Below are 20,250 nucleotides of genomic sequence, written 5' to 3'. Positions count from 1 at the left end.
GAGTTTCCATGTCGTTGTCCAGCGGGCTGATCGCCATTGTCGCCCTGGCCTATATGGCCATCATGTTCACCATCGCCTTTTACGGTGACCGTCGCAGCGCGCCCTTGCCGCCGCGGGTGCGTGCCTGGGTGTACAGCCTGTCGCTGGCGGTGTATTGCACCAGCTGGACCTTCTTCGGTGCCGTCGGCCAGGCCGCCGAGCAACTCTGGTCGTTCTTGCCGATCTACCTCGGGCCGATCCTGCTGCTGGTGCTCGCGCCCTGGGTCCTGCAAAAGATGGTGATGATCAGCAAGCAGGAAAACATCACCTCCATCGCCGACTTCATTGCCGCGCGCTACGGCAAATCCCAGTCGCTGGCGGTGGTGGTGGCGCTGATCTGCCTGGTTGGCGTGCTGCCCTACATCGCCCTGCAGCTCAAGGGCATCGTGCTTGGCGTGGACCTGCTGATCGGCGCCGGTGCCGACACCATGGGCACCCGCGCCCAGGACACGGCGCTGATCGTGTCGTTGATCCTGGCGCTGTTCACCATTGTCTTCGGTACCCGCAACCTCGACGCCACCGAGCACCACCGCGGCATGGTGCTGGCGATTGCCTTCGAATCCCTGGTCAAGCTGCTGGCCTTTCTCGCGGTCGGCGCCTTTGTCACCTATGGCCTGTACGACGGTTTCGACGACCTGTTCAGCCAGGCCATGCTCGCCCCGCGCCTGGAGCAGTACTGGCAGGAAACCATCAACTGGCCGTCGATGGTGGTGCAGACCGGCGTCGCCATGATGGCGATCATCTGCCTGCCGCGGCAGTTCCACGTCACCGTGGTGGAGAACATCGAGCCCCAGGACCTGCGCCTGGCCAAGTGGGTGTTTCCCGCCTACCTGGCCCTGGCCGCGCTGTTCGTGGTGCCGATCGCCCTGGCCGGGCAGATGCTGCTGCCCAGCTCGGTCCTGCCGGATTCCTTCGTCATCAGCCTGCCCCTGGCCCAGGCCCATCCGGCCCTGGCCGTGCTGGCCTTCATCGGTGGCGCATCGGCCGCCACCGGCATGGTGATCGTCGCCAGCGTGGCGCTGTCGACCATGGTCTCCAACGATATGCTGCTGCCCTGGTTGCTGCGCCGGCAGAGCGCCGAGCGCCCCTTCGAAGTGTTCCGCCACTGGATGCTCTCGGTGCGCCGGGTCAGCATCGTGGTCATCCTGCTGCTGGCCTATGTCAGCTACCGTCTGCTGGGCTCCACCGCGAGCCTGGCGACCATCGGCCAGATCGCCTTCGCCGCCGTGACCCAACTGGCCCCGGCCATGCTCGGCGCGCTGTACTGGAAGCAGGCCAACCGCCGCGGCGTGTTCGCCGGATTAGCGGCCGGCACCTTCCTGTGGTTCTACACCCTGATCCTGCCGATCGCCGCCCACAGCCTGGGCTGGTCGCTGAGCAGCTTCCCGGGCCTGGCCTGGCTGCACGGCAACCCGCTGAACCTGCCGATCACGCCCTTGACCCAGGGCGTGGTGCTGTCGCTGACCGGTAACTTCACCCTGTTCGCCTGGGTCTCGGTGCTGTCGCGCACCCGGGTTTCGGAACACTGGCAGGCCGGGCGTTTCATCGGCCAGGAAATCAGCGGCCGCCCCAGCTCCCGCTCGATGCTGTCGGTGCAGATCGACGACCTGCTCAAGCTCGCCGCGCGTTTTGTCGGGGAAGAACGGGCCCGCCAGAGCTTCATCCGCTTTGCCTACCGCCAGGGCAAAGGTTTCAACCCCAACCAGAACGCCGACGGCGAATGGATCGCCCACACCGAACGCCTGCTGGCCGGTGTCCTCGGCGCCTCGTCCACCCGCGCAGTGGTCAAGGCCGCCATCGAAGGGCGGGAGATGCAGCTCGAAGACGTGGTGCGCATCGCCGACGAAGCCTCGGAAGTGCTGCAATTCAACCGCGCCCTGCTGCAAGGCGCGATCGAGAACATCAGCCAGGGCATCAGCGTGGTCGACCAGTCCCTCAGGCTGGTGGCCTGGAACCGCCGGTACCTGGAGCTGTTCAACTACCCGGACGGGCTGATCAGCGTCGGCCGGCCGATCGCCGACATCATCCGCCACAACGCCGAGCGCGGCCTGTGCGGGCCGGGCGAGGCGGAAGTGCATGTCGCCCGCCGCCTGCACTGGATGCGCCAGGGCCGCGCCCACACTTCCGAGCGGCTGTTCCCCAATGGCCGGGTGATCGAGTTGATCGGCAACCCGATGCCCGGCGGCGGCTTTGTCATGAGCTTCACCGACATCACCCCGTTCCGCGAAGCCGAACAGGCCCTCACCGAAGCCAACGAAGGCCTGGAACAACGGGTTGCCGAACGGACCCAGGAGCTTTCGCAGTTGAACGCTGCGCTGACCGAAGCCAAGGGCACCGCCGAGGCCGCCAACCAGTCCAAGACGCGTTTCCTGGCGGCGGTCAGTCACGACCTGATGCAACCGCTGAACGCCGCCCGGCTGTTCTCCGCCGCCCTCTCCCACCAGAACGACGGTTTGTCCGCCGAAGCCCAGCAATTGGTCCAGCACCTGGACAGCTCCCTGCGCTCCGCCGAAGACCTGATCAGCGACCTGCTGGATATCTCCCGCCTGGAAAACGGCAAGATCAATCCGGAGCGCAAGCCATTCGTGCTCAACGAGCTGTTCGATACCCTGGGGGCCGAATTCAAGGTCCTGGCCCAGGAGCAAGGCTTGAAGTTCCGCCTGCGCGGCAGCCGTCTCAGGGTCGACAGCGACATCAAGCTTCTGCGCCGGGTCCTGCAGAACTTCCTCACCAATGCCTTCCGTTACGCCAAGGGGCCTGTGCTCTTGGGCGTGCGCCGCCGCGGCAACCAACTGTGCCTGGAGGTCTGGGATCGTGGGCCGGGGATTCCGCTGGACAAGCAGCAGGTGATCTTCGAAGAGTTCAAGCGCCTCGACAGCCACCAGACCCGCGCCGAAAAAGGCCTGGGCCTCGGACTGGCGATCGCCGATGGCTTGTGCCGCGTCCTCGGCCACGGCTTGCAAGTCCGCTCCTGGCCGGGCAAGGGCAGCGTCTTCAGCGTCAGCGTGCCGCTGGCCAAGGCAGCTGTCAGCGCACCGAGACAGGTGGCCGAACTCAACGGTCATCTGCTGTCCGGCGCCCAGGTGCTGTGCGTCGACAATGAAGACAGCATCCTGATCGGCATGAACAGCCTGCTCAGCCGCTGGGGCTGCCAGGTCTGGACCGCGCGCAACCGGGAAGAATGCGCCGCGCTGCTCAGTGATGGCGTGCGCCCGCAACTGGCGCTGGTGGACTATCACCTGGACGATGGTGAAACCGGCACCGAGGTCATGGCCTGGCTGCGCACCCAGTTGGGTGATCCGGTACCTGGCGTGGTGATCAGCGCCGACGGACGCCCCGAGATGGTCGCCGAGGTACACGCCGCGGGGCTGGACTACCTGGCCAAGCCGGTGAAGCCGGCGGCGTTGCGGGCGCTGTTGAGCCGGCATCTGCCGCTCTGAGAGTCCTGTAGTCGCTGCCGCAGGCTGCGATAAGACCTTCAGCGATATTGAAAACGCCGCTTCCCCTCCGGGGCCGATCGCAGCCTACGGCAGCGGCTACAGCTCAATCCGGCAGTTCGAGCAGGGCACCGTCGGCATCGGTCATCGCCCGTTCCAGCAGGTCCGCCGGCAGGCTCTTGCTCGCGCGCGCGCCGAGCAAGCGCAGTTGCTCGCTACGGCTGACCAGGTTGCCGCGCCCCTCGGTCAGCTTGTTGCGCGCGGCGCTGTAGGCCTTGTCCAGCTGCTGCAGACGATTGCCGACCTCATCCAGATCCTGAATGAACAACACGAACTTGTCGTACAGCCAACCGGCGCGTTCGGCGATTTCCCGGGCGTTCTGGCTCTGCCGCTCCTGCTTCCACAGGCTGTCGATCACTCGCAGCGTGGCCAGCAGCGTGGTCGGGCTGACGATCACGATGTTGCGGTCGAAGGCTTCCTGGAACAGGTTGGGCTCGGCCTGCAAGGCGGCGGAAAAGGCCGCCTCGATAGGTACGAAGAGCAGCACGAAATCCAGGCTGTGCAAGCCTTCAAGGCGCTTGTAGTCCTTGCCGGCCAGGCCTTTGACGTGATTGCGCAAGGACAGCACGTGCTGTTTCAGCGCCGCCTGGCCGATCACCTCATCGTCCGCCGCGACAAACTGTTGGTAGGCAGTCAGGCTGACCTTGGAGTCCACTACTACCTGCTTGTCGCCGGGCAGCATGATCAGCACGTCGGGCTGGAAACGCTCGCCGTCGGGCCCTTTGAGGCTGATCTGGGTCTGGTACTCGCGGCCTTTCTCCAGGCCGGCATGCTCCAGCACCCGCTCCAGAATCAGCTCGCCCCAGTTGCCCTGGGTTTTCTGGCCCTTGAGCGCGCGCGTCAGGTTGGTCGCCTCGTCGCTCAAGCGCAGGTTCAACTGTTGCAGGCGTTCGAGTTCCTTGCCGAGGGAAAAACGCTCGCGCGCTTCGGCCTGATAACTCTCTTCGACCCGCTTCTCGAAGGACTGGATGCGCTCCTTGAGCGGGTCGAGCAATTGTCCGAGACGCTGCTGGCTGTTCTCGGCAAAACGCTGCTCGCGCTCATCGAAGATCTTGCCTGCCAGCTCGGCGAACTGTGCCCGCAGCTCGTCCCGCGAGCCTTGCAGGTCGCTCAGGCGTTGCTGGTGGCTTTCCTGCTGCTCGCGCAGCTCGGCATTCAATGACGCGGCCTGGGCGTCCAGGCGCCGCAACTCGGCTTCCTTGTTGGCCCGCTCAAGATTCCAGGCGTGGGCCGCGTCACGGGCGTTGTCGCGTTCGATCTGCAACAACTCGACTTCCCGGCGCACCGCCGCCAGATCGGCCTGCTTCACGGCATTCGCCTGGCCCAGGTCGCTGATCTCGTCACGGCAGGCATCCAGCTGGGCGTTCAAGCCATCCTGCGCCAGCAGTGCGATGGCCAGGCGCTCCTCCAGCAGGGACAGTTCGGTTTGGCGGGAGCTCAGACGGCGTTGCAGTTGCCAGGCGAGCGCCACCAAGGGCAATGCCGCGCCTGCCAGACCGAGCAGTACGCTGGTCAAGTCCATAGCCATAGCCACTCCAGACAGGGAAATAAAGCTTGAAGGTTAACCAAGGGACCGAGGCTTGGACAGCTCAGTCTTCGATCTGGCCAAGCTCCTGCTGGGCGCGACGATCGCCAGCCCGTGCCGCCTGACGCAGCAGATCGTGGCCGATCCGCCGATCGCGGGCGTTGCCGCATTCGCGGCACATCAGTTGGCCAAGACGACTCTGTGCTGCCACCACCCCTTCCCGGGCAGGCTGCTTGAGCAAACGCCCGGCAAAGTGCTTGATGTTCCGGTTATCACCCAGGCGTGGGCTGTCGAGCAGCCACATGGCCACGCGTAACGAAAAACGCTTGGACTCGGTAACACTGGAAGAGGCAGGGGTAACAGAAGGTGACACTGAGCGAAACTTCATAAAGCACTGTAGGGCAGATCGGAAGGCGCGCCACTCTACTCCTTTTTTCGCACGCGTAAAGTCGAAAAGAACTCGGCACGCCCGTGCTAGAGCAAGCGCTTGGGACAATCCACAGAAGCTGTGGATAACTCAGTGGACAACCGCCCTACAAGTCGCCGAAAGCCGCATGGGACGGGGCCCGCAGTCAAACTGACGATTTTTTCACCAGTAAAAAAAACCGATGTTTTTCATTGACTTAAATTTTCATCGCAGGCATTGGAGGGCCCGGCAGGTGAGGTGACAGGCCGGTGACAGCCCGCGCAACTATTGTGCACAAGTACCCTCGATCCAGTTATATCGCTGCACCTTTTTCGTCCGTTCCCGGGAGAACAACATCGAAGACCAAAGATTCCAGTAACAACTTTTCTGCCCCACTGCGGTGAAAGTCCGGCCCGGCTCATTCGCGGCCTGCCCTGCGATACTCATAACCATTTTGCCTAACACACTTGCACCAGCTACATCAATCCGTTATCATCCACAGCGTTAGTACCAAGCTGAAAGTCAATTCTGGTCGAACAAGTCCCCCGGTTCAGCTTCCCTGAAGAGAAGTTTCTACCGACTACACGGGATCGACCACCTCGCTGGTTTCCAGGTAAAGCTTTCGCCGACACCGCCTTTGAACACATTGCAAAGGATGTCGCGAAGCCCTTTTACTCTGACCGAACCAACCTGCAAATTGATCAGGATCTTCACCTGGGGCCCAGAACCTTAACCCCCGCTGTGATTGCCTGCCCTCCTAAGTACCTACCTGCCAGCCCTAGCGCGCACTTGATAAAGCGCTTCCAACTGGCTGCTTTGTTCCAGTCGGGTTCTTCGTTCGACCAATGGTGGTCGGCGTTACTGGAACGTTTTAACGTTGCACGGTTCTTAACCGTGTCATTTGTAGGAACACCCAATAACTATGTCTACTCAAATCCAGACTCAGGATGCCATTCGCACCCTCACCAACGCTTTTGCTCCAATGAACTGCCTGATCATGGCCGCTCGCAAAGGCTGCTTCAGCTTCACCCTGGTCAACGAACACGGTATCGCTCGTCACAGCGAACGCCTGTACCCCGACCAGTATTCCAGCGCCGAGCCGCTGCAAGCGGTGATCGAGCGCACCCGTCAGGCCCTGACTGCCTGAGACGCCAGAGCGCTGAAAACCCGAAGCCCCGACTGAACAGCGGGGCTTTTTTATTGCCTGTTATTTCGGTTTTTCCGCCGTCGGCTAAAGCACCATCCGATATAACGGTTATAACTCGAAGCTGGAAATATTTTAAAAACAGTCCTTTACAGCAACGATATGACACTACACTTCAACTCAAGCGGCATGATCCGCTTCCGGCGAGTCTGACCGATCCACCGCTGCCAAGCTCCCCCATCAGGTCTCGCCGGCCACTTTCACGCTTCGAGGGCTTTATGGGTATTGCCGCCAGCGAACTGTGCCGCTACGTGATCCGCCCGACCCTGATCTATCTGGGCAACCACAGTCGCACCGCAGAATCACTGCTGCTAGGCATCGCCGCCAGCCAATCCGCCCTCGGCTCCGCCCTGCACGACCGCAGGGGCCACGGCCTCTACCGCATCGCCGAACCCCGCCACCAGGCACTCTGGGACCACTATCTGGCGCTGGATCCGGAACGCGCCAGCCTGGTTCGCGGCCTGGCCAGCCAGCACGCATTCCTCAGCGGCCCGCACTTGGAATTGACCGTCAACCTGCGTTACGCCACCGCCATCGCCTGGCTGCTGGTAGAAGAGCAGAACACCCCGCTCCCCGAAGCCGGCGACCTGCTCGGCATGGCTCGCATCTGGAAGCAGATCTTCCAGCCACAAGGACGCTTGCGGGACTTTGCCGATGCCTGGCAAACCTGTGTTGCACCACTGAATCAGGTCGCCTGCTGATCGGACTTTTTGCAAGTTCGTGCAAACAACGGCAATTTTGGTCTGATTGTCCTACAAAACCGCTCTATCTCAAGCCATACAGGCTATAGCGCTGAGGAGGAAATGTTGGTAATTTTCGCTCCGGTGATCACCAGGAGTTCTAATAATGAAAAAAGTAATACTCAAAACCAGTCTTAGCCTTGCCGTTGCCATGGCATCCACCCAACTTTTCGCAAGTGGTTTTGCCCTGAACGAACAAAGCATCAGCGGCATGGGTACTGGTTTCGCCGGTCGATCCTCTGCTGCGGACGATGCAAGCACAGTTTTTGGCAACCCTGCCGGTATGTCGCGCCTGAAACGCCAGCAAATCACTGGTGGCGTCGCGGCCATTGATGCATCCACCGACATCAACGATGCCAGCGGCAGCCGTAGCGGCACCAACAAAGGCGACATGGTGCCTTTCACTGCCGTGCCGATGGGCTACTACGTCAAGCCTATCGACGATCAGTGGGCCTTCGGTCTGGGTGTCTATGCCCCATTCGGCCTGATCACCGACTACGAAAACGGCTTCCAGGGCCGTAACTTCGGCAGCAAGAGCGAAGTTAAAGTCATCACCTTCCAGCCAACCGTCAGCTACGCCTTCAACGACAAGGTGTCGATCGGTTTCGGTCCGACCATCAACCGTATCTCCGGCACCCTGGAATCGGCACTGACCACCCCTCTTTCGCCTAACGACGGCCGTGTGCAAATCAAGGGTGACGACATTGGCTACGGCTACAACATTGGGCTGCTGGTCCAGGCGACCGACACCACCCGCGTGGGCCTGACCTACCACTCGAAGGTCAAGTACAAGCTGGAAGGCCACACCGAAGTCAGCCCAGGCGCCGGTACTCCAGGCGCTCTGCTGCGTGGCGCTCGCTACGATGCCTCGCTGGACATCACCACCCCTGAATCGGCCGACCTGTCGGTGACCCAGGACCTCAACGATGCCTGGAAACTCTATGCCGGTGCGACCTGGACCCGCTGGAGCCGCCTGAAAGACATCACCGTGCAAAACGAAGGTGTAACTGCCAGCGCCGGCGGTCTTCTGGCCCCGGGTGCGCTCAGCAGCATCAAGGAAGAGCAGAACTGGCACGACACCTGGGCCTACGCCATCGGTACTTCCTACCAGTTGAACAAGCAGTGGGTACTGCGTACCGGCCTGAGCTTCGACCAGTCGCCAGCCAACAACACCAACCGTTCGCCACGCATTCCTACCGGCGACCGGACCATCTTCAGCCTCGGCGCCGGCTGGAGCCCAACCGAAGACCTGACCATCGACGTGGCTTACTCCTACCTCAAGGAAGAGAAAGTCAAGGTCAACAACAGGAACCCGCAGCTCGGCCAGTCTTACAGCTCCGAGTACGAGAACAGTGCGAACGGCTTTGGCGTGGGTGCAACCTACCGCTTCTGAAGCCTGACGGCCTGAACGAAAAAGCCCCTGCATCCAAGGATGCCGGGGCTTTTTTATTGGCCGCGGATAACACTCAAGGCTTGGACGCCAGCGCCTGTTCCACCGCCTCGATCAGTTCCGGACTGTCCGGCTTGGTCAGGCTGGAGAAATTGGCGATCACCTTGCCCTGGCGATCGACCACATACTTGTAGAAATTCCACTTCGGCGCACTGCTCTGCTCGGCCAGGACCTTGAACAGATGCACCGCGTCCGGGCCTCGGACCTGCTGCGGTTCGGTCATGGTGAAGGTGACGCCGTAGTTCACATAACAGACCTTGGCCGTTTCCGCGCCATCCTTGGACTCCTGCTTGAAGTCATTGGAGGGCACGCCTACCAGCTCCAGCCCCTGATCCTTGTAACGCTGGTACAGCGCTTCGAGCCCCTTGAACTGCGGGGCAAAGCCGCAAAAGCTCGCGGTATTGACCACCACCAGCGGCTTGCCGGCAAAGCGCTGGCACAGGTCGATGGATTCCTTGGCGCGCAGCTTGGGCAGCGAGCCCTGCAACAGCGACGGGCATTCGCCCGCCCACGCCGAACCGGCAAACACCATGAGTACAGCTGGAACAGCCAGCCAACGCGCCAACATATTCAACTCCTTGAAAGTACCGTCAAAGGGTGAAGCTACTCGCCCGGCGGACGCCCTAGCAAGTGCCTCCTAGCAGACGCCCATGCCCAGCTGCATCAGCGCCAGCCCACCCTGGTGCCAGCCCCACCAGGCCAACGCCAACAGCACGACGACAACCGCCAGGCCGACCCAGCGCAGGCCTGCCCGGCTCATGCCACGCTTGCCTGCAAACGCGCGACCGGACGCTCGCGCACCGGCCAGTTCAAGGCCGCGGCCAGCAGACTGAGGAGAATCGCCACCTGCCAGATCAAGTCATAACTCCCGGTTCGATCGTAGACCACCCCGCCGAGCCAGCCGCCGAGGAACGAGCCCAACTGGTGAAACAGAAACACGATGCCGCCCAGCATGGACAGGTTGCGCACCCCGAACAAGGTGGCCACCGTGCCATTGGTCAGGGGCACCGTCGACAGCCACAGGAAGCCCATGGCCATGCCGAACAGATATGCGCTGAGTTGCGTCACCGGCAGCCAGAGGAACAGGCCGATGACCACCGCGCGCAACAGGTACAGGCCGGTCAGCAAGCGTGGCTTGGACATGCGTCCGCCCAGCCAGCCAGCGGTGTAGGTCCCGAAGATATTGAACAGGCCGATCAGCGCCAGCACCGTGGTGCCCACTGTGGCCGGCAAATGCTGGTCCACCAGGTAAGCCGGCAAATGCACGCCGATGAATACCACCTGGAAACCACAGACGAAAAAGCCGAACGCCAGTAGCCAGAACCCGGAATGGGAGCAGGCTTCACGCAAGGCCTCGGAAAGGCTCTGCTCATGGCCCAGGCTTGGCAGCGGCTTGTCCTTGAGCATGCTCACCAGCGGCACGATCAACGCCACCAGCAACCCCAACACCAGCAGCGCTGACGACCAGCCGAGCCAGCCGATCAAGCCCAGGGTGCCCGGCAGCATGGCGAACTGACCGAACGAACCGGCCGCACTGGCGATGCCCATGCCCATGCTGCGTTTTTCCGCCGGCAGTGCACGCCCCACCACGCCGAGAATCACCGAGAACGAGGTCCCCGAAAGGCCGATACCGATCAGCAATCCGGCGCTCAATGACAGCGACAGTGGCGAGTCGGCCAACCCCATGAACAACAGGCCCACGGCGTACAGCACGCCGCCGATCATCACCACCTTGGCCGCACCGAAGCGGTCGGCCAGGGCGCCGGTGAAGGGCTGGGCCAGGCCCCAGATCAGGTTCTGCAAGGCAATGGCAAAGGCAAACACCTCGCGCCCCCAGCCGAACTCGGCGCTCATGGGCGGCAGAAACAGACCGAAACCGTGTCTTACCCCCAGGGACAAGGCCAGGATCAGCGCACTCCCGAGAAGAACCCAACCGCTGGTACGCCACATCGAAGTCATCGTTATTCTCCATTTACGGGTATATACCCGCTTATCATCGAACAAAAGGCGTTCACGCCAGTTCGTTCAGCAAGGCCAGCAAGGTTTCGCGTTTCTCTGCACCCAGACGGTCGATCAAACGCTGTTGCGCCGCCTCCCAGGCCGGCAAGGCCGCCAGCAATCGCTGCTGGCCTTCCTCGGTCAGCTGGACGATGCGATTGCGTTGATCCTCGCCTTCGGACAACCGGACCAGCCCCTCGCCTTCCAGCACCCGCAGGTTACGGCCCAGGGTGCTGCGATCCAGCCCCATCGCTTCGGCCAGGCTGGAAATGCTCGGTTGGTCCAGGCGCTGCAGGTTGCTTAGCAAGGAATACTGGGCAACGTTGATCCCGAAGCCGTCGAGAGCGCCGTCGTAGAACCTGCTGACGCCACGGGCGGCGCGACGCAGGTTGGTGCACAAACATTGAGAAGGAAGCATGGTGCGTGTATATACCCGCGATTAATGGAATGCAAGAATTTTGCAAAGCCCAGGGCGCGGATAAAACCCGCGCCCCGCCTTTCTAGAACAGCGCCAACCCCACCAGGACCGCCACCTCCAGCAGTTCCAGCAGAGCCCCCGCCGTATCCCCGGTGGTGCCGCCCAGACGACGCAGCATCAGCTGGCGCAAGCCGACAAACACCACGCCCGCCAGCAGCAACGCCCACACCGCGCCATAACCACCGAGCACTACACACGCCAGCGCAGCAAGCGCCAGCACCCACTTGCCGGCCAGACGCGGCAGATGATTCGCCAGCGCCTGCCCAAGGCCACCAGGGCGTACATAAGGCGTGCAGAGGAACAGCCCGAGCAAGGCACCACGACCGATCAGCGGCGCCAGCAGCAAGGCAACGCCGGCCTGCTGCTCGATCAGCGCCACCAGCGCGGCGAACTTGAGCAGCAACACCAGCCCCAGGGTGACCACGGCGATCGGCCCGCTGCGCGGGTCCTTCATGATCGTCAACGTACGCTCGCGATCGCCGAAGCCGCCCAGCCAGGCGTCCGCGCTGTCGGCCAGCCCATCCAGATGCAAGGCTCCACTGAGCAGCACCCAGACCGTCAGCAACAGCGCCCCATGCAGTAACAGCGGCGCGCCCATCAACAACTGGTTCATGCCCCAGAGCAGCAGCCCGAACAGCAGGCCGATCAGCGGATAGAACAGCAATGACCGGCCCATTTCCTCGGGCGACGGCATGCCCGGCAAACGCACCGGAAAACTGCTGAGAAACTGCAGGGCGATCCAGAATGGCAGCATGCTCAGACTCCTTCGCTCAACGCCAGGCCAGCCTCGACAGTCAGGGCGAACAAGGCACCGTGAGCGACCTCGACATTCAGCAGCTGCTCGCGCGGCAAACCCCGGGCCCGGGCCAGCAACAAGCGCATCACTCCGCCATGGCTGACCAGCAGCACCCGCTCGCCGGCATGACGCTGGTGCAGACGTTCGACTGCCCCCAGCACCCGCTCGGAAAACGCCAGCACCGGCTCGCCCTGCGGCGGAGTAAAGGCATAGGGATCAGCCCAGAACCGCCCCAGCGCCTCAGCATCGGTCGCCATCAGCGCCGCCGCGCTCTGCCCCTCCCAGGAGCCGAAATGCAGCTCTTGCAGATCCGGGTCCAGGCTCACCGGCAGTGCCAGGCGCGCACCCAGTTCCTCGGCGAAACGCGCACAGCGTTGCAAGGGCGAACTCACCAGCCGATCCCAGGGTCCCTGGCCGGCAACGGCGGCACGCATCTGCTGCCATCCGGCGTCGGTCAGGGCATCGTCGAGGCTGCCGCGCAGGCCGCCACCGAGCTCGGTTTCACCATGGCGCAGCAGGTCCAGGCGCAAGGTCATGCAGGGCGATCCGCCACGGCCGCTTCGGCGAAAGTCGCCATCTGCCCGTGCAGGTCGCAGGCCAGGCGCAGCAATGGCACCGCCAGCGCCGCGCCGCTACCCTCGCCCAGGCGCAGGCCGAGGTCCAGCAAAGGCTCGGCCTCGAGGGTTTGCAGGATATGCCGATGCCCCGGCTCGGCCCCACGGTGGCCGAACAGCAACCACTGCCGGCACCCGGGGTTGAGCCGCACCGCCACCAGCGCCGCCACGCTGCAAATGAAGCCGTCGACCAGCACCGCCACGCCTTCCTGGGCACAGGCCAGGTACGCCCCCACCAGCGCAGCAATTTCGAAACCGCCAAGGTTGAACAAGGTCTGCACGGCATCGCCACGCTGGGCCGCATGCAGGCTCAAGGCACGCTCGATCACTCGCGCCTTGTGGCTGACACCCGCCGCATTCAGGCCGGTGCCCGGACCCGCCAGGAGCGCTACCGGAATGTCCAGCAAGGCACAGGCCACGGCACTGGCCGCGGTGGTGTTGCCAATGCCCATCTCGCCACCGATAAACAGCTCGCTGCCCTGCTCGACAGCCCGCAGCACACTGTCACGTCCGGCCTGTAGGGCCTGCTCGCCCTGGGTCTGGGTCATGGCCGGCCCCTCGACGAAGTTGCGGGTACCCGCCCCGAGATTCAAATGACGCACGCCAGGCAGGTTCAGCCCGGGCGTCACCGTGCCGAGGTCGACCACTTCCAGGTGTGCCCGCAGCTGTCGCGCCAACACGCTGATGGCCGCGCCGCCGGTGACGAAGTTGTGCAGCATCTGCCCGGTGACTTCCTGCGGATAAGCCGAAACGCCCTCGGCCACCACCCCGTGGTCGCCGGCGAAAATCGCGATCCACAGCTGCTCCAGGCCAGGCTTTACCCGCCCCTGCAAGCCGGCCAGCTGTACCGCTACCCGCTCCAGCTGCCCCAGCGAACCCGTGGGCTTGGTCAATTGCTGCTGACGCGACTGCGCCGCCTCCAGGGCTTGAGTGTCGAGCGCCTTGCACGGCCGCAGCCACCAGAAGTCATTCATAACGCAGTTCCTTTCAGAGTCAGGGGCAGGCCGGCCACCGTCAGCACTACCCGCTGACAACGCTCGGCCAGGGCTTGATGCAGCCAACCGGCTTCATCGACATAACGGCGAGTCAATTCGCCCAGCGGCACGACACCCATTCCGGTCTCGTTGCTGACAAAAATGATTTCGCCCGGCAGCGACGCCAGGCACTGCAACAGCGCTTCGCGTTCACTGGCGAGCCGCTCGGCATCCTCCAGCAGCAACAGGTTGGTCAGCCACAAGGTCAGGCAATCCACCAGCAGGCAGCGTTCGGCGCTCGCCGCTTCACGCAGCACTCGCGCCAGCTCCAGGGGTTCCTCGATCAATGCCCATTCGGCCGGACGCCGTTCGCGGTGATGCTCGATGCGCTGGTTCATTTCGCCGTCCAGCGCCTGGCTGGTGGCGATATAGGTCACGGCCAGACCGCTCTCGCCAGCGAGCTTTTCAGCCAGGCGACTCTTGCCGGAGCGGGCGCCGCCGAGGATCAGTTGCAACATGCTTGGAAACCCTTGAATTGAGGTACAGCCACAGCGGCGCCGCACTACCGGCGCCGACGCTCTAAAGCCCGCAAAGCTGGCGCAGGTGCTCGGTGTCCAGATGCTGCTCCACCAGATCGGCCAGGCGCTCGATGTCGCGCTCGCGCAGGGCGTGGTAGTCGACCGCCTGCACCTCGCGCAAACCCGCCCAACGCAGCAACGCGCTGCAGGCTGCCGGCGCCTCGAACAGGCCGTGCAGGTAGGTACCGAGAATCTGCCCATCGTCGCTGCGCGCACCGTCGCAACGACCGTCGTCCAGAGTCACCGCGGGCAGTTCCAGCCCAGGCCCCGTGGTGACCCCGGCATGGATCTCATAACCGCTGACCTCGGCCTCCTCTAGCGCCAGGCGTCCACGCACGTTGCGCAGTTGCTTCTCTTCTTCCAGCAGCGTCTCGAATGCCAGCAGCCCCAGCCCGGCGCTGGAACCTGGCGCGCCTTCCAGCCCCAAGGGATCGTGCAACTGCTCGCCGAGCATCTGCAAACCACCGCAGATGCCCAGCACCTTGCCGCCATAGCGCAGGTGCCGGGCGATGGCCCTGTCCCAGCCCTGGGCGCGCAGATACGCCAGGTCGCTGCGCACGCTTTTCGAGCCGGGCAGGATGATCAGGTCGGCTGGCGGAATCGCCTGGCCCGGACCGATAAATTGCAGGTCCACCTGGGGGTGCAGGCGCAGCGGGTCGAAGTCGGTGTGATTGCTGATGCGCGGCAACACCGGCACCAGCACTTTCAGCACCTGCTCGACCTTGTCGGCCTGACGTTGGTCGATGCCGTCCTCGGCTTCCAGATGCAGGTCCAGCACGTAGGGCAGCACGCCGATCACCGGTTTGCCGGTACGCGCTTCGAGCCAGTCGAGGCCCGGTTGCAACAGGGCGATATCGCCGCGAAAACGGTTGATGATGAAACCTTTGACCCGCGCCTGCTCGCTCGGCGACAACAGCTCCAGGGTGCCCACCAGATGGGCGAAAACCCCGCCACGATTGATGTCGGCGATCAGCAGCACCGGGCAGTCCACCGCTTCGGCAAAGCCCATGTTGGCGATGTCGCCGGCCCGCAGATTGATCTCCGCCGGCGAGCCCGCGCCCTCCACCATCACCACCGGATAGGCCGCGCTCAGGCGTTGGTGAGAGGCCAGCACCGCCTGCATGGCGATGGCCTTGTAGTCGTGATAGGCCACCGCGTTCATGGTGGTCACCGCGCGACCGTGAATGATCACCTGTGCCCCGGTGTCGCTGTTGGGTTTGAGCAGCACTGGGTTCATGTCGGTGTGCGGCTCCAGGTGCGCGGCCTGGGCCTGCACCGCCTGGGCGCGGCCGATCTCGCCGCCGTCGGCGGTCACCGCGCTGTTGAGGGCCATGTTCTGCGGCTTGAAGGGCACGACGCTGACACCCTGGCGCGTCAGCCAGCGGCAGAGCGCCGTCACCAGGGTGCTTTTACCGGCATCGGAGGTGGTGCCCTGCACCATCAGGGTGGTCATGGATGTTCCTTGGCGTAGGCGACGAAGGCCTGTTCGAGACGCGACCAATCGGCTTCATCGGCCGGCAGGCCAAAGCGCAGGCTGCTGTTATGGGTGAACAACCGCAGCAGGATGCCCCGGCGCGCCATGAACTCATGCAACAGCTCGGCGCGATCGGTGATCAGCCACTGGAACAGCGCACAGCCACCCTGGGGTTTCAGGCCGTGGCGCTCGAGCAGGTGCGCCAGGCGCAGGCTCGCCACTTCGCTGCGCAGCCGTTGCCGTGCATGGCCTTGGCTGTCACGCAGGCACACCTGGCCCAGCACCCGGGTCGGTCCGCTGACGGCCCAGGGGCCGACCTGTTCGGCCAGCAGCTTGAGCAACTTGCGCTCGGCCAGGACGAAGCCCAGGCGTACACCGGCCAGGCCGAAAAACTTGCCGAAGGAGCGCAGGACAATCAACCCCACCTGATCGGCCTGGGCCGCCAGGCTCAGATGGGGAGTGTTGTCCATGAAGGCCTCGTCGACCACCAGCCAGCCACCGCGCTGCGCCAGGCGCGCGTGCCAGTCCAGCAGGCGCTCCGGGGTCAGGCTCAGGCCCGTGGGGTTGTTCGGGTTGACCACCACCAGCACGTCCAGGCTGTCGAGGAAAAAGTCCACTTCCTGTTCCAGCACTTCACGCACGATGTAGCCGCTGCGGCGCCAGGCTTCGGCGTGCTCGGCATAACAGGGCGACAGCACGCCGACCTTGCCGGCGCGGCGCAAACGCGGAAGCAGCTGGATCGCCGCCTGGGAGCCAGGCACCGGCAACACATGGGCGGCGCCGTAATAGTCGCGGGCAGCCTGCTCCAGGCCATCGTCGGTTTCCGGCAGGCGCGCCCAGGCCCGCATCCCAATCTCGGGAATCGGCCACGGCCAGGGCGCCAGGCCGCTGGACAGGTCCAGCCAGTCGGCCTCGGCGATGCCGTATTGCTCGGCCGCCTTGCGCAGGCGACCACCGTGCTCAAGCATAGAATTCAGCTCCCACGCAGAGAATCAGCAGCCATAACCAGACCCCGCGCTGTACCAGTTGCCAGCCACGATCGATGGACGAAGCATCGGCCGCCGTCCCCTCGCCCAGCTGCGGCCGCTGGTGCAGCTCGCCGTGATAGATCGCCGCGCCGCCCAGCTCGACACCCAGGGCTCCGGCCCCGGCCGCCATCACCGGCCCGGCGTTCGGACTGTCCCAGGTCGGCCCCTGGCGGCGCCAGCATTTCAGCGCCAGGCGGGTCTTGCCCAGCAACGCGTAAGTCAGGGCCACCAGGCGGGCCGGAATATAGTTGAGCAGGTCGTCGATCTTCGCCGCCGCCCAGCCGAAACGCTCGAAACGCTCATTACGATAGCCCCACATCGCATCCAGGGTGTTGCTCAGGCGGTAGAGCACCACGCCTGGCGCGCCGGCCACGGCAAACCAGAACAGGGCGGCGAACACCGCGTCGCTGCCGTTCTCCAGCACCGACTCGGTGGCGGCGCGGGCGACTTCGGTGGCATCCAGCTCGCTGGTCTGGCGACTGACCAGATAACCGACCCGCTGCCGCGCCTGATCCAGGTCGTCGCTGCGCAAGGCCTGGGCCACCGGCTCGACATGCTCGCCAAGGCTGCGCAGGCCGAGGGCGCAGTACAGCGCCAGGATCTCGAACAACCAGCCGATATAGGGCAGCCAGGAAAACAGCGTCGCCAGCAGGGTCAGCGGCAGCACCGCGATGACCCAGGCAGTGACGCCATGACTGCGCCAGCCGCGACCGCCGGAGTTGAAACGTTGCTCGATGCGGTCGGCAAAACGGCCGAACGCCACCAGCGGATGCCAGCGTTTGGGTTCGCCCAGCAACGCGTCCAGCGCTACCCCGGCGACACTCAGCAACGCCACACTCATTGACTCACTCCCCAGTAGTTTTCATACAGCAATTCACTCAGCGGGCGCTCTTGCGCCCAACCTTCGAGCACCAGCATCGGCGCCGGGTAAAACTCGCCGACCGGACCCAGGCACAACACCGCCAGCGGCTTGGCCCCGGCCGGCAGGCCAAGCAGCTCGGCCAGGGCAACGGGCTCGAACAGCGACACCCAGCCCATGCCCAACCCTTCGGCCCGGGCCGCCAGCCAGAGGTTCTGAATCGCGCAGGAAAGCGAGGCCAGGTCCATCTCCGGCAAGGTACGCCGGCCAAAAATATGCCGCTCACGGTCGTCCATCAGCGCCGCCACCAGGACCTCGGCGCAGTCGTTGATGCCTTCGACCTTGAGTTTCATGAACTCATCGGAGCGTTCGCCCAGAGCCTCGGCGGTGCGCACCCGTTCCTCTTCCACCAGTTGCTGGATCTGCCCACGCAACGGTCGGTCGCTGATACGGATGAAACGCCAAGGCTGCATCAGGCCGACGCTGGGCGCCTGGTGCGCCGCCTCCAGCAGGCGGCGCAGGACCTGCGGCTCGACCATGCCACCGACGAAGTGGCGCATGTCACGACGCTCGGCGATCGCGCGATAGACCGCGTCGCGTTCGGCCGCGGAAAAGGCGTTGTCGGTCATGGGCACCGCGCGAGCACGCTCGCTCCTGCCGGCGCCAGCAGGGCCGCCACCGCTTCGGGGTTGGACGGAAAATAGAAATGTACGTAAGAGGCGGTCATCCGCCCTTCGCGGTAAACCGCTTCCGCGCCGCGCCCGCCATTCGGGCTCAGGCCCCGGGCGATCGGCGCAAGCTCGGTGCTGGTCAACGAGTGGTGGTAGGTATGGCCGCGCAGCGAGCCTTCCGGCAGCTCCACCGCCTGCAAGGCCAGGGCCGCCAGGCGCTTTTGCATCACCGCATCGCCGGGCAACAGGCCCAGCAGTTCGGCGCGCTCGCCGTCGACGTCGGTCAGGGAGTCCAGCAGATACAACATGCCGCCGCACTCGGCGAGCAAGGGTTTGCCGGCGGCGTGATGCGCGCGGATCGCGCTGAGCATCGAGCCGTTCGCCGCCAGCGCCCGGTGATGCAGCTCCGGGTAACCGCCTGGCAGGTACAGGCTGTCTGCCTCGGGCAGTACCGCGTCATGGATCGGCGAGAAAAAGCCCAGCTCGGCGCCCATGGCCCGCAGCAGATCCAGGCTCGCGCCATAGGTAAAGGCAAAGGCTTCGTCGCGGGCCACGGCAATGCGCACCCCGGCCAACAGCGGCTCGACGGCAACCGTCTGGGGAGCGGCAAACGCCACGGCGGGCGGCAAGGCCACTTCGCAGATGTCAGCCAAGGCGGCTGCCGCCGCGTCGAGACGCAGATCCAGATCGTTGAGTTCGCTGGCCTGCACCAGCCCCAGATGGCGGCTGGGCAGTTCGATGCCGGTTTCCCGGGACAGCGCGCCGTACCAGCGCAGGCCTTCGGTCAGGCTGCCTTCGAGCAACTGCGCATGACGCAAGGTACCGACGCGGTTGGCCAACACGCCGGCGAACGGCAGGTCCGGCTGATAGCGCGCCAGCCCCAACGCCAGGGCCCCGAAGGTCTGGGCCATGGCGGTGCCATCGATTACCGCGAGCACTGGCACCCCGAAATGCCGCGCCAGGTCGGCGCTGGACGGCGTGCCGTCGAACAGCCCCATCACGCCCTCGATCAGGATCAGGTCCGCCTCGCCGGCGGCCTCCCACAACAGGCGGCGGCTTTCCTGTTCGCCGACCATCCACATGTCCAGCTGATACACCGGCGCACCGCTGGCGCGCTCGAGAATCATCGGGTCGAGAAAATCCGGGCCGCATTTGAACACGCGCACCTTGCGCCCCTGATTGCGATGCAGTCGGGCGAGCGCGGCGGTCACGGTGGTCTTGCCCTGACCGGAAGCCGGCGCGGCAATCAATACCGCCGGGCAATGACGGGCATCACTCACAGTTCGACGCCTTTTTGCGCTTTGATCCCGGCCTGGAAGGCATGCTTGACCATGCCCATTTCGGTGACGGTGTCGGCCAGTTCGATCATCTCCGGCTTGGCGCCACGCCCGGTGACCACCACATGCTGCATTGGCGGCCGGGCCTGCAGGTCGCTGAGCACCTGGTCCAGGTCCAGATAGCCGTGCTTGAGGGCGATGTTTAATTCGTCGAGCACCACCAGGCCGATGTTCGGGTCGCTCAGCAGTTCGCGGGAAACCGCCCAGGCGGCTTCGGCGGCGGCGATGTCGCGCTGGCGGTCCTGGGTTTCCCAGGTGAAACCTTCGCCCATGACATGGAAACGCACCTGCTCCGGGAAACGCCGGAAGAACAATTCCTCGCCGGTGCTGTTGCGGCCCTTGATGAACTGCACCACGCCGCACTGCATGCCGTGGCCCATGGCCCGCGCGAGCATGCCGAAGGCCGAGCTGCTTTTGCCTTTGCCGTTGCCGGTCAGCACCAGCAGCAAGCCGCATTCGTTCGGCGAGTTGGCGATGCGTTCATCGATCACGGCTTTTTTTCGCAACATGCGCGCCAGATGGCGTTCGTCACGATCAGGGGATTCAGTCATGGGGCAGCTCTCCGTTGGGGCTGGATAACGG

The 20,250-nt window shown here is 64.2% G+C and carries 20 protein-coding genes; 4 read left to right on the top strand and 16 right to left on the bottom strand.

Annotated features, from left to right (window positions below; genetic code table 11):
- The first annotated feature begins 8 nt into the window (after nucleotides 1-8).
- Nucleotides 9-3,479 (top strand): PAS domain-containing hybrid sensor histidine kinase/response regulator, encoded by a 3,471-nt coding sequence (locus NRG23_RS28045; RefSeq protein ID WP_257373081.1) that lies wholly within the window; start codon nucleotides 9-11, stop codon nucleotides 3,477-3,479.
- Between the two features lie 103 nt (nucleotides 3,480-3,582).
- On the opposite strand, the gene rmuC is transcribed toward NRG23_RS28045, so the two are convergent.
- Nucleotides 3,583-4,950 (bottom strand): DNA recombination protein RmuC, encoded by a 1,368-nt coding sequence (gene rmuC / locus NRG23_RS28040; RefSeq protein WP_257375096.1) that lies wholly within the window; start codon nucleotides 4,948-4,950, stop codon nucleotides 3,583-3,585.
- A 175-nt stretch (nucleotides 4,951-5,125) separates the two neighbouring features.
- Nucleotides 5,126-5,449, bottom strand: a complete 324-nt coding sequence (locus tag NRG23_RS28035) for a hypothetical protein (protein WP_016704415.1) — start codon at nucleotides 5,447-5,449, stop codon at nucleotides 5,126-5,128.
- Nucleotides 5,450-6,389: 940 nt separating this feature from the next.
- On the opposite strand from NRG23_RS28035, the gene NRG23_RS28030 reads away from it, so the two are divergent.
- From NRG23_RS28030 to NRG23_RS28020, 3 genes are all read left to right on the top strand, one after another.
- Nucleotides 6,390-6,614 (top strand): hypothetical protein, encoded by a 225-nt coding sequence (locus tag NRG23_RS28030; RefSeq protein WP_007927809.1) that lies wholly within the window; start codon nucleotides 6,390-6,392, stop codon nucleotides 6,612-6,614.
- A gap of 275 nt (nucleotides 6,615-6,889) precedes the next feature.
- Complete coding sequence (locus NRG23_RS28025) at nucleotides 6,890-7,372, top strand: hypothetical protein (protein ID WP_009050248.1); 483 nt, start codon at nucleotides 6,890-6,892, stop codon at nucleotides 7,370-7,372.
- Between the two features lie 145 nt (nucleotides 7,373-7,517).
- Nucleotides 7,518-8,804, top strand: a complete 1,287-nt coding sequence (locus tag NRG23_RS28020) for an OmpP1/FadL family transporter (RefSeq protein ID WP_028681972.1) — start codon at nucleotides 7,518-7,520, stop codon at nucleotides 8,802-8,804.
- A 73-nt stretch (nucleotides 8,805-8,877) separates the two neighbouring features.
- On the opposite strand, the gene NRG23_RS28015 is transcribed toward NRG23_RS28020, so the two are convergent.
- The 14 genes from NRG23_RS28015 to cobO form a co-directional block, all read right to left on the bottom strand.
- Nucleotides 8,878-9,429 (bottom strand): glutathione peroxidase, encoded by a 552-nt coding sequence (locus NRG23_RS28015; protein WP_025805639.1) that lies wholly within the window; start codon nucleotides 9,427-9,429, stop codon nucleotides 8,878-8,880.
- Nucleotides 9,430-9,498: 69 nt separating this feature from the next.
- Nucleotides 9,499-9,621: a hypothetical protein gene (locus NRG23_RS28010; RefSeq protein ID WP_255222802.1), complete on the bottom strand. Its 123-nt coding sequence runs from the start codon at nucleotides 9,619-9,621 to the stop codon at nucleotides 9,499-9,501.
- Nucleotides 9,618-10,820 (bottom strand): MFS transporter, encoded by a 1,203-nt coding sequence (locus tag NRG23_RS28005; RefSeq protein WP_009050252.1) that lies wholly within the window; start codon nucleotides 10,818-10,820, stop codon nucleotides 9,618-9,620. Before NRG23_RS28005 ends, NRG23_RS28010 begins: the two co-directional genes overlap by 4 nt.
- 52 nt (nucleotides 10,821-10,872) lie before the next feature.
- Nucleotides 10,873-11,277, bottom strand: a complete 405-nt coding sequence (locus NRG23_RS28000; protein ID WP_016702496.1) for a MarR family winged helix-turn-helix transcriptional regulator — start codon at nucleotides 11,275-11,277, stop codon at nucleotides 10,873-10,875.
- 82 nt (nucleotides 11,278-11,359) lie between these two features.
- Nucleotides 11,360-12,091, bottom strand: coding sequence for an adenosylcobinamide-GDP ribazoletransferase (locus NRG23_RS27995; protein ID WP_041989026.1), 732 nt, complete (start codon nucleotides 12,089-12,091; stop codon nucleotides 11,360-11,362).
- A gap of 2 nt (nucleotides 12,092-12,093) precedes the next feature.
- Complete coding sequence (gene cobC / locus NRG23_RS27990) at nucleotides 12,094-12,669, bottom strand: alpha-ribazole phosphatase family protein (RefSeq protein WP_257373080.1); 576 nt, start codon at nucleotides 12,667-12,669, stop codon at nucleotides 12,094-12,096.
- Complete coding sequence (cobT, locus tag NRG23_RS27985; protein WP_257373079.1) at nucleotides 12,666-13,721, bottom strand: nicotinate-nucleotide--dimethylbenzimidazole phosphoribosyltransferase; 1,056 nt, start codon at nucleotides 13,719-13,721, stop codon at nucleotides 12,666-12,668. Before cobT ends, cobC begins: the two co-directional genes overlap by 4 nt.
- Nucleotides 13,718-14,239 (bottom strand): bifunctional adenosylcobinamide kinase/adenosylcobinamide-phosphate guanylyltransferase, encoded by a 522-nt coding sequence (gene cobU, locus NRG23_RS27980; protein ID WP_016702500.1) that lies wholly within the window; start codon nucleotides 14,237-14,239, stop codon nucleotides 13,718-13,720. Before cobU ends, cobT begins: the two co-directional genes overlap by 4 nt.
- 61 nt (nucleotides 14,240-14,300) lie before the next feature.
- Entirely contained in the window at nucleotides 14,301-15,752 is a 1,452-nt protein-coding gene (locus NRG23_RS27975) for a cobyric acid synthase (protein ID WP_257373078.1), read from the bottom strand.
- A complete protein-coding gene (cobD, locus tag NRG23_RS27970; protein ID WP_028683143.1) occupies nucleotides 15,749-16,741 on the bottom strand; it encodes a threonine-phosphate decarboxylase CobD in 993 nt (330 codons plus the stop codon). Before cobD ends, NRG23_RS27975 begins: the two co-directional genes overlap by 4 nt.
- Nucleotides 16,734-17,642 (bottom strand): adenosylcobinamide-phosphate synthase CbiB, encoded by a 909-nt coding sequence (gene cbiB, locus NRG23_RS27965; protein ID WP_009050260.1) that lies wholly within the window; start codon nucleotides 17,640-17,642, stop codon nucleotides 16,734-16,736. Before cbiB ends, cobD begins: the two co-directional genes overlap by 8 nt.
- Nucleotides 17,639-18,289, bottom strand: a complete 651-nt coding sequence (gene bluB, locus NRG23_RS27960) for a 5,6-dimethylbenzimidazole synthase (protein WP_257373077.1) — start codon at nucleotides 18,287-18,289, stop codon at nucleotides 17,639-17,641. The genes cbiB and bluB overlap by 4 nt, the downstream gene beginning before the upstream one ends.
- On the bottom strand, nucleotides 18,286-19,611 hold the full coding sequence (locus NRG23_RS27955) for a cobyrinate a,c-diamide synthase (RefSeq protein ID WP_257373076.1): 1,326 nt from the start codon (nucleotides 19,609-19,611) through the stop codon (nucleotides 18,286-18,288). The genes bluB and NRG23_RS27955 overlap by 4 nt, the downstream gene beginning before the upstream one ends.
- Nucleotides 19,608-20,219: a cob(I)yrinic acid a,c-diamide adenosyltransferase gene (cobO, locus tag NRG23_RS27950; RefSeq protein WP_025805652.1), complete on the bottom strand. Its 612-nt coding sequence runs from the start codon at nucleotides 20,217-20,219 to the stop codon at nucleotides 19,608-19,610. The genes NRG23_RS27955 and cobO overlap by 4 nt, the downstream gene beginning before the upstream one ends.
- Nucleotides 20,220-20,250 lie beyond the last annotated feature (31 nt).

Origin of the sequence: Pseudomonas sp. T8 (genome assembly GCF_024610635.1) — a bacterium.
GTDB classification, from domain to species: domain Bacteria; phylum Pseudomonadota; class Gammaproteobacteria; order Pseudomonadales; family Pseudomonadaceae; genus Aquipseudomonas; species Aquipseudomonas chlororaphis_I.
The sequence above is the reverse complement of the archived record's forward strand: the minus strand, read 5'-3'. Positions and strand labels throughout refer to the sequence as shown.

Bases quoted from the DNA above. Each gene is read 5' to 3' on its own strand.
- NRG23_RS28045 (WP_257373081.1), top strand. From the start codon at position 9: ATGTCGTTGTCCAGCGGGCTGATCGCCATTGTCGCCCTGGCCTATATG.
- NRG23_RS28035 (WP_016704415.1), bottom strand. From the start codon at position 5,449: ATGAAGTTTCGCTCAGTGTCACCTTCTGTTACCCCTGCCTCTTCCAGT.
- NRG23_RS28030 (WP_007927809.1), top strand. From the start codon at position 6,390: ATGTCTACTCAAATCCAGACTCAGGATGCCATTCGCACCCTCACCAAC.
- NRG23_RS28025 (WP_009050248.1), top strand. From the start codon at position 6,890: ATGGGTATTGCCGCCAGCGAACTGTGCCGCTACGTGATCCGCCCGACC.
- NRG23_RS28020 (WP_028681972.1), top strand. From the start codon at position 7,518: ATGAAAAAAGTAATACTCAAAACCAGTCTTAGCCTTGCCGTTGCCATG.
- NRG23_RS28015 (WP_025805639.1), bottom strand. From the start codon at position 9,429: ATGTTGGCGCGTTGGCTGGCTGTTCCAGCTGTACTCATGGTGTTTGCC.
- NRG23_RS28010 (WP_255222802.1), bottom strand. From the start codon at position 9,621: ATGAGCCGGGCAGGCCTGCGCTGGGTCGGCCTGGCGGTTGTCGTCGTG.
- NRG23_RS28005 (WP_009050252.1), bottom strand. From the start codon at position 10,820: ATGACTTCGATGTGGCGTACCAGCGGTTGGGTTCTTCTCGGGAGTGCG.
- NRG23_RS28000 (WP_016702496.1), bottom strand. From the start codon at position 11,277: ATGCTTCCTTCTCAATGTTTGTGCACCAACCTGCGTCGCGCCGCCCGT.
- NRG23_RS27995 (WP_041989026.1), bottom strand. From the start codon at position 12,091: ATGCTGCCATTCTGGATCGCCCTGCAGTTTCTCAGCAGTTTTCCGGTG.
- cobC (WP_257373080.1), bottom strand. From the start codon at position 12,669: ATGACCTTGCGCCTGGACCTGCTGCGCCATGGTGAAACCGAGCTCGGT.
- cobT (WP_257373079.1), bottom strand. From the start codon at position 13,721: ATGAATGACTTCTGGTGGCTGCGGCCGTGCAAGGCGCTCGACACTCAA.
- cobU (WP_016702500.1), bottom strand. From the start codon at position 14,239: ATGTTGCAACTGATCCTCGGCGGCGCCCGCTCCGGCAAGAGTCGCCTG.
- NRG23_RS27975 (WP_257373078.1), bottom strand. From the start codon at position 15,752: ATGACCACCCTGATGGTGCAGGGCACCACCTCCGATGCCGGTAAAAGC.
- cobD (WP_028683143.1), bottom strand. From the start codon at position 16,741: ATGCTTGAGCACGGTGGTCGCCTGCGCAAGGCGGCCGAGCAATACGGC.
- cbiB (WP_009050260.1), bottom strand. From the start codon at position 17,642: ATGAGTGTGGCGTTGCTGAGTGTCGCCGGGGTAGCGCTGGACGCGTTG.
- bluB (WP_257373077.1), bottom strand. From the start codon at position 18,289: ATGACCGACAACGCCTTTTCCGCGGCCGAACGCGACGCGGTCTATCGC.
- cobO (WP_025805652.1), bottom strand. From the start codon at position 20,219: ATGACTGAATCCCCTGATCGTGACGAACGCCATCTGGCGCGCATGTTG.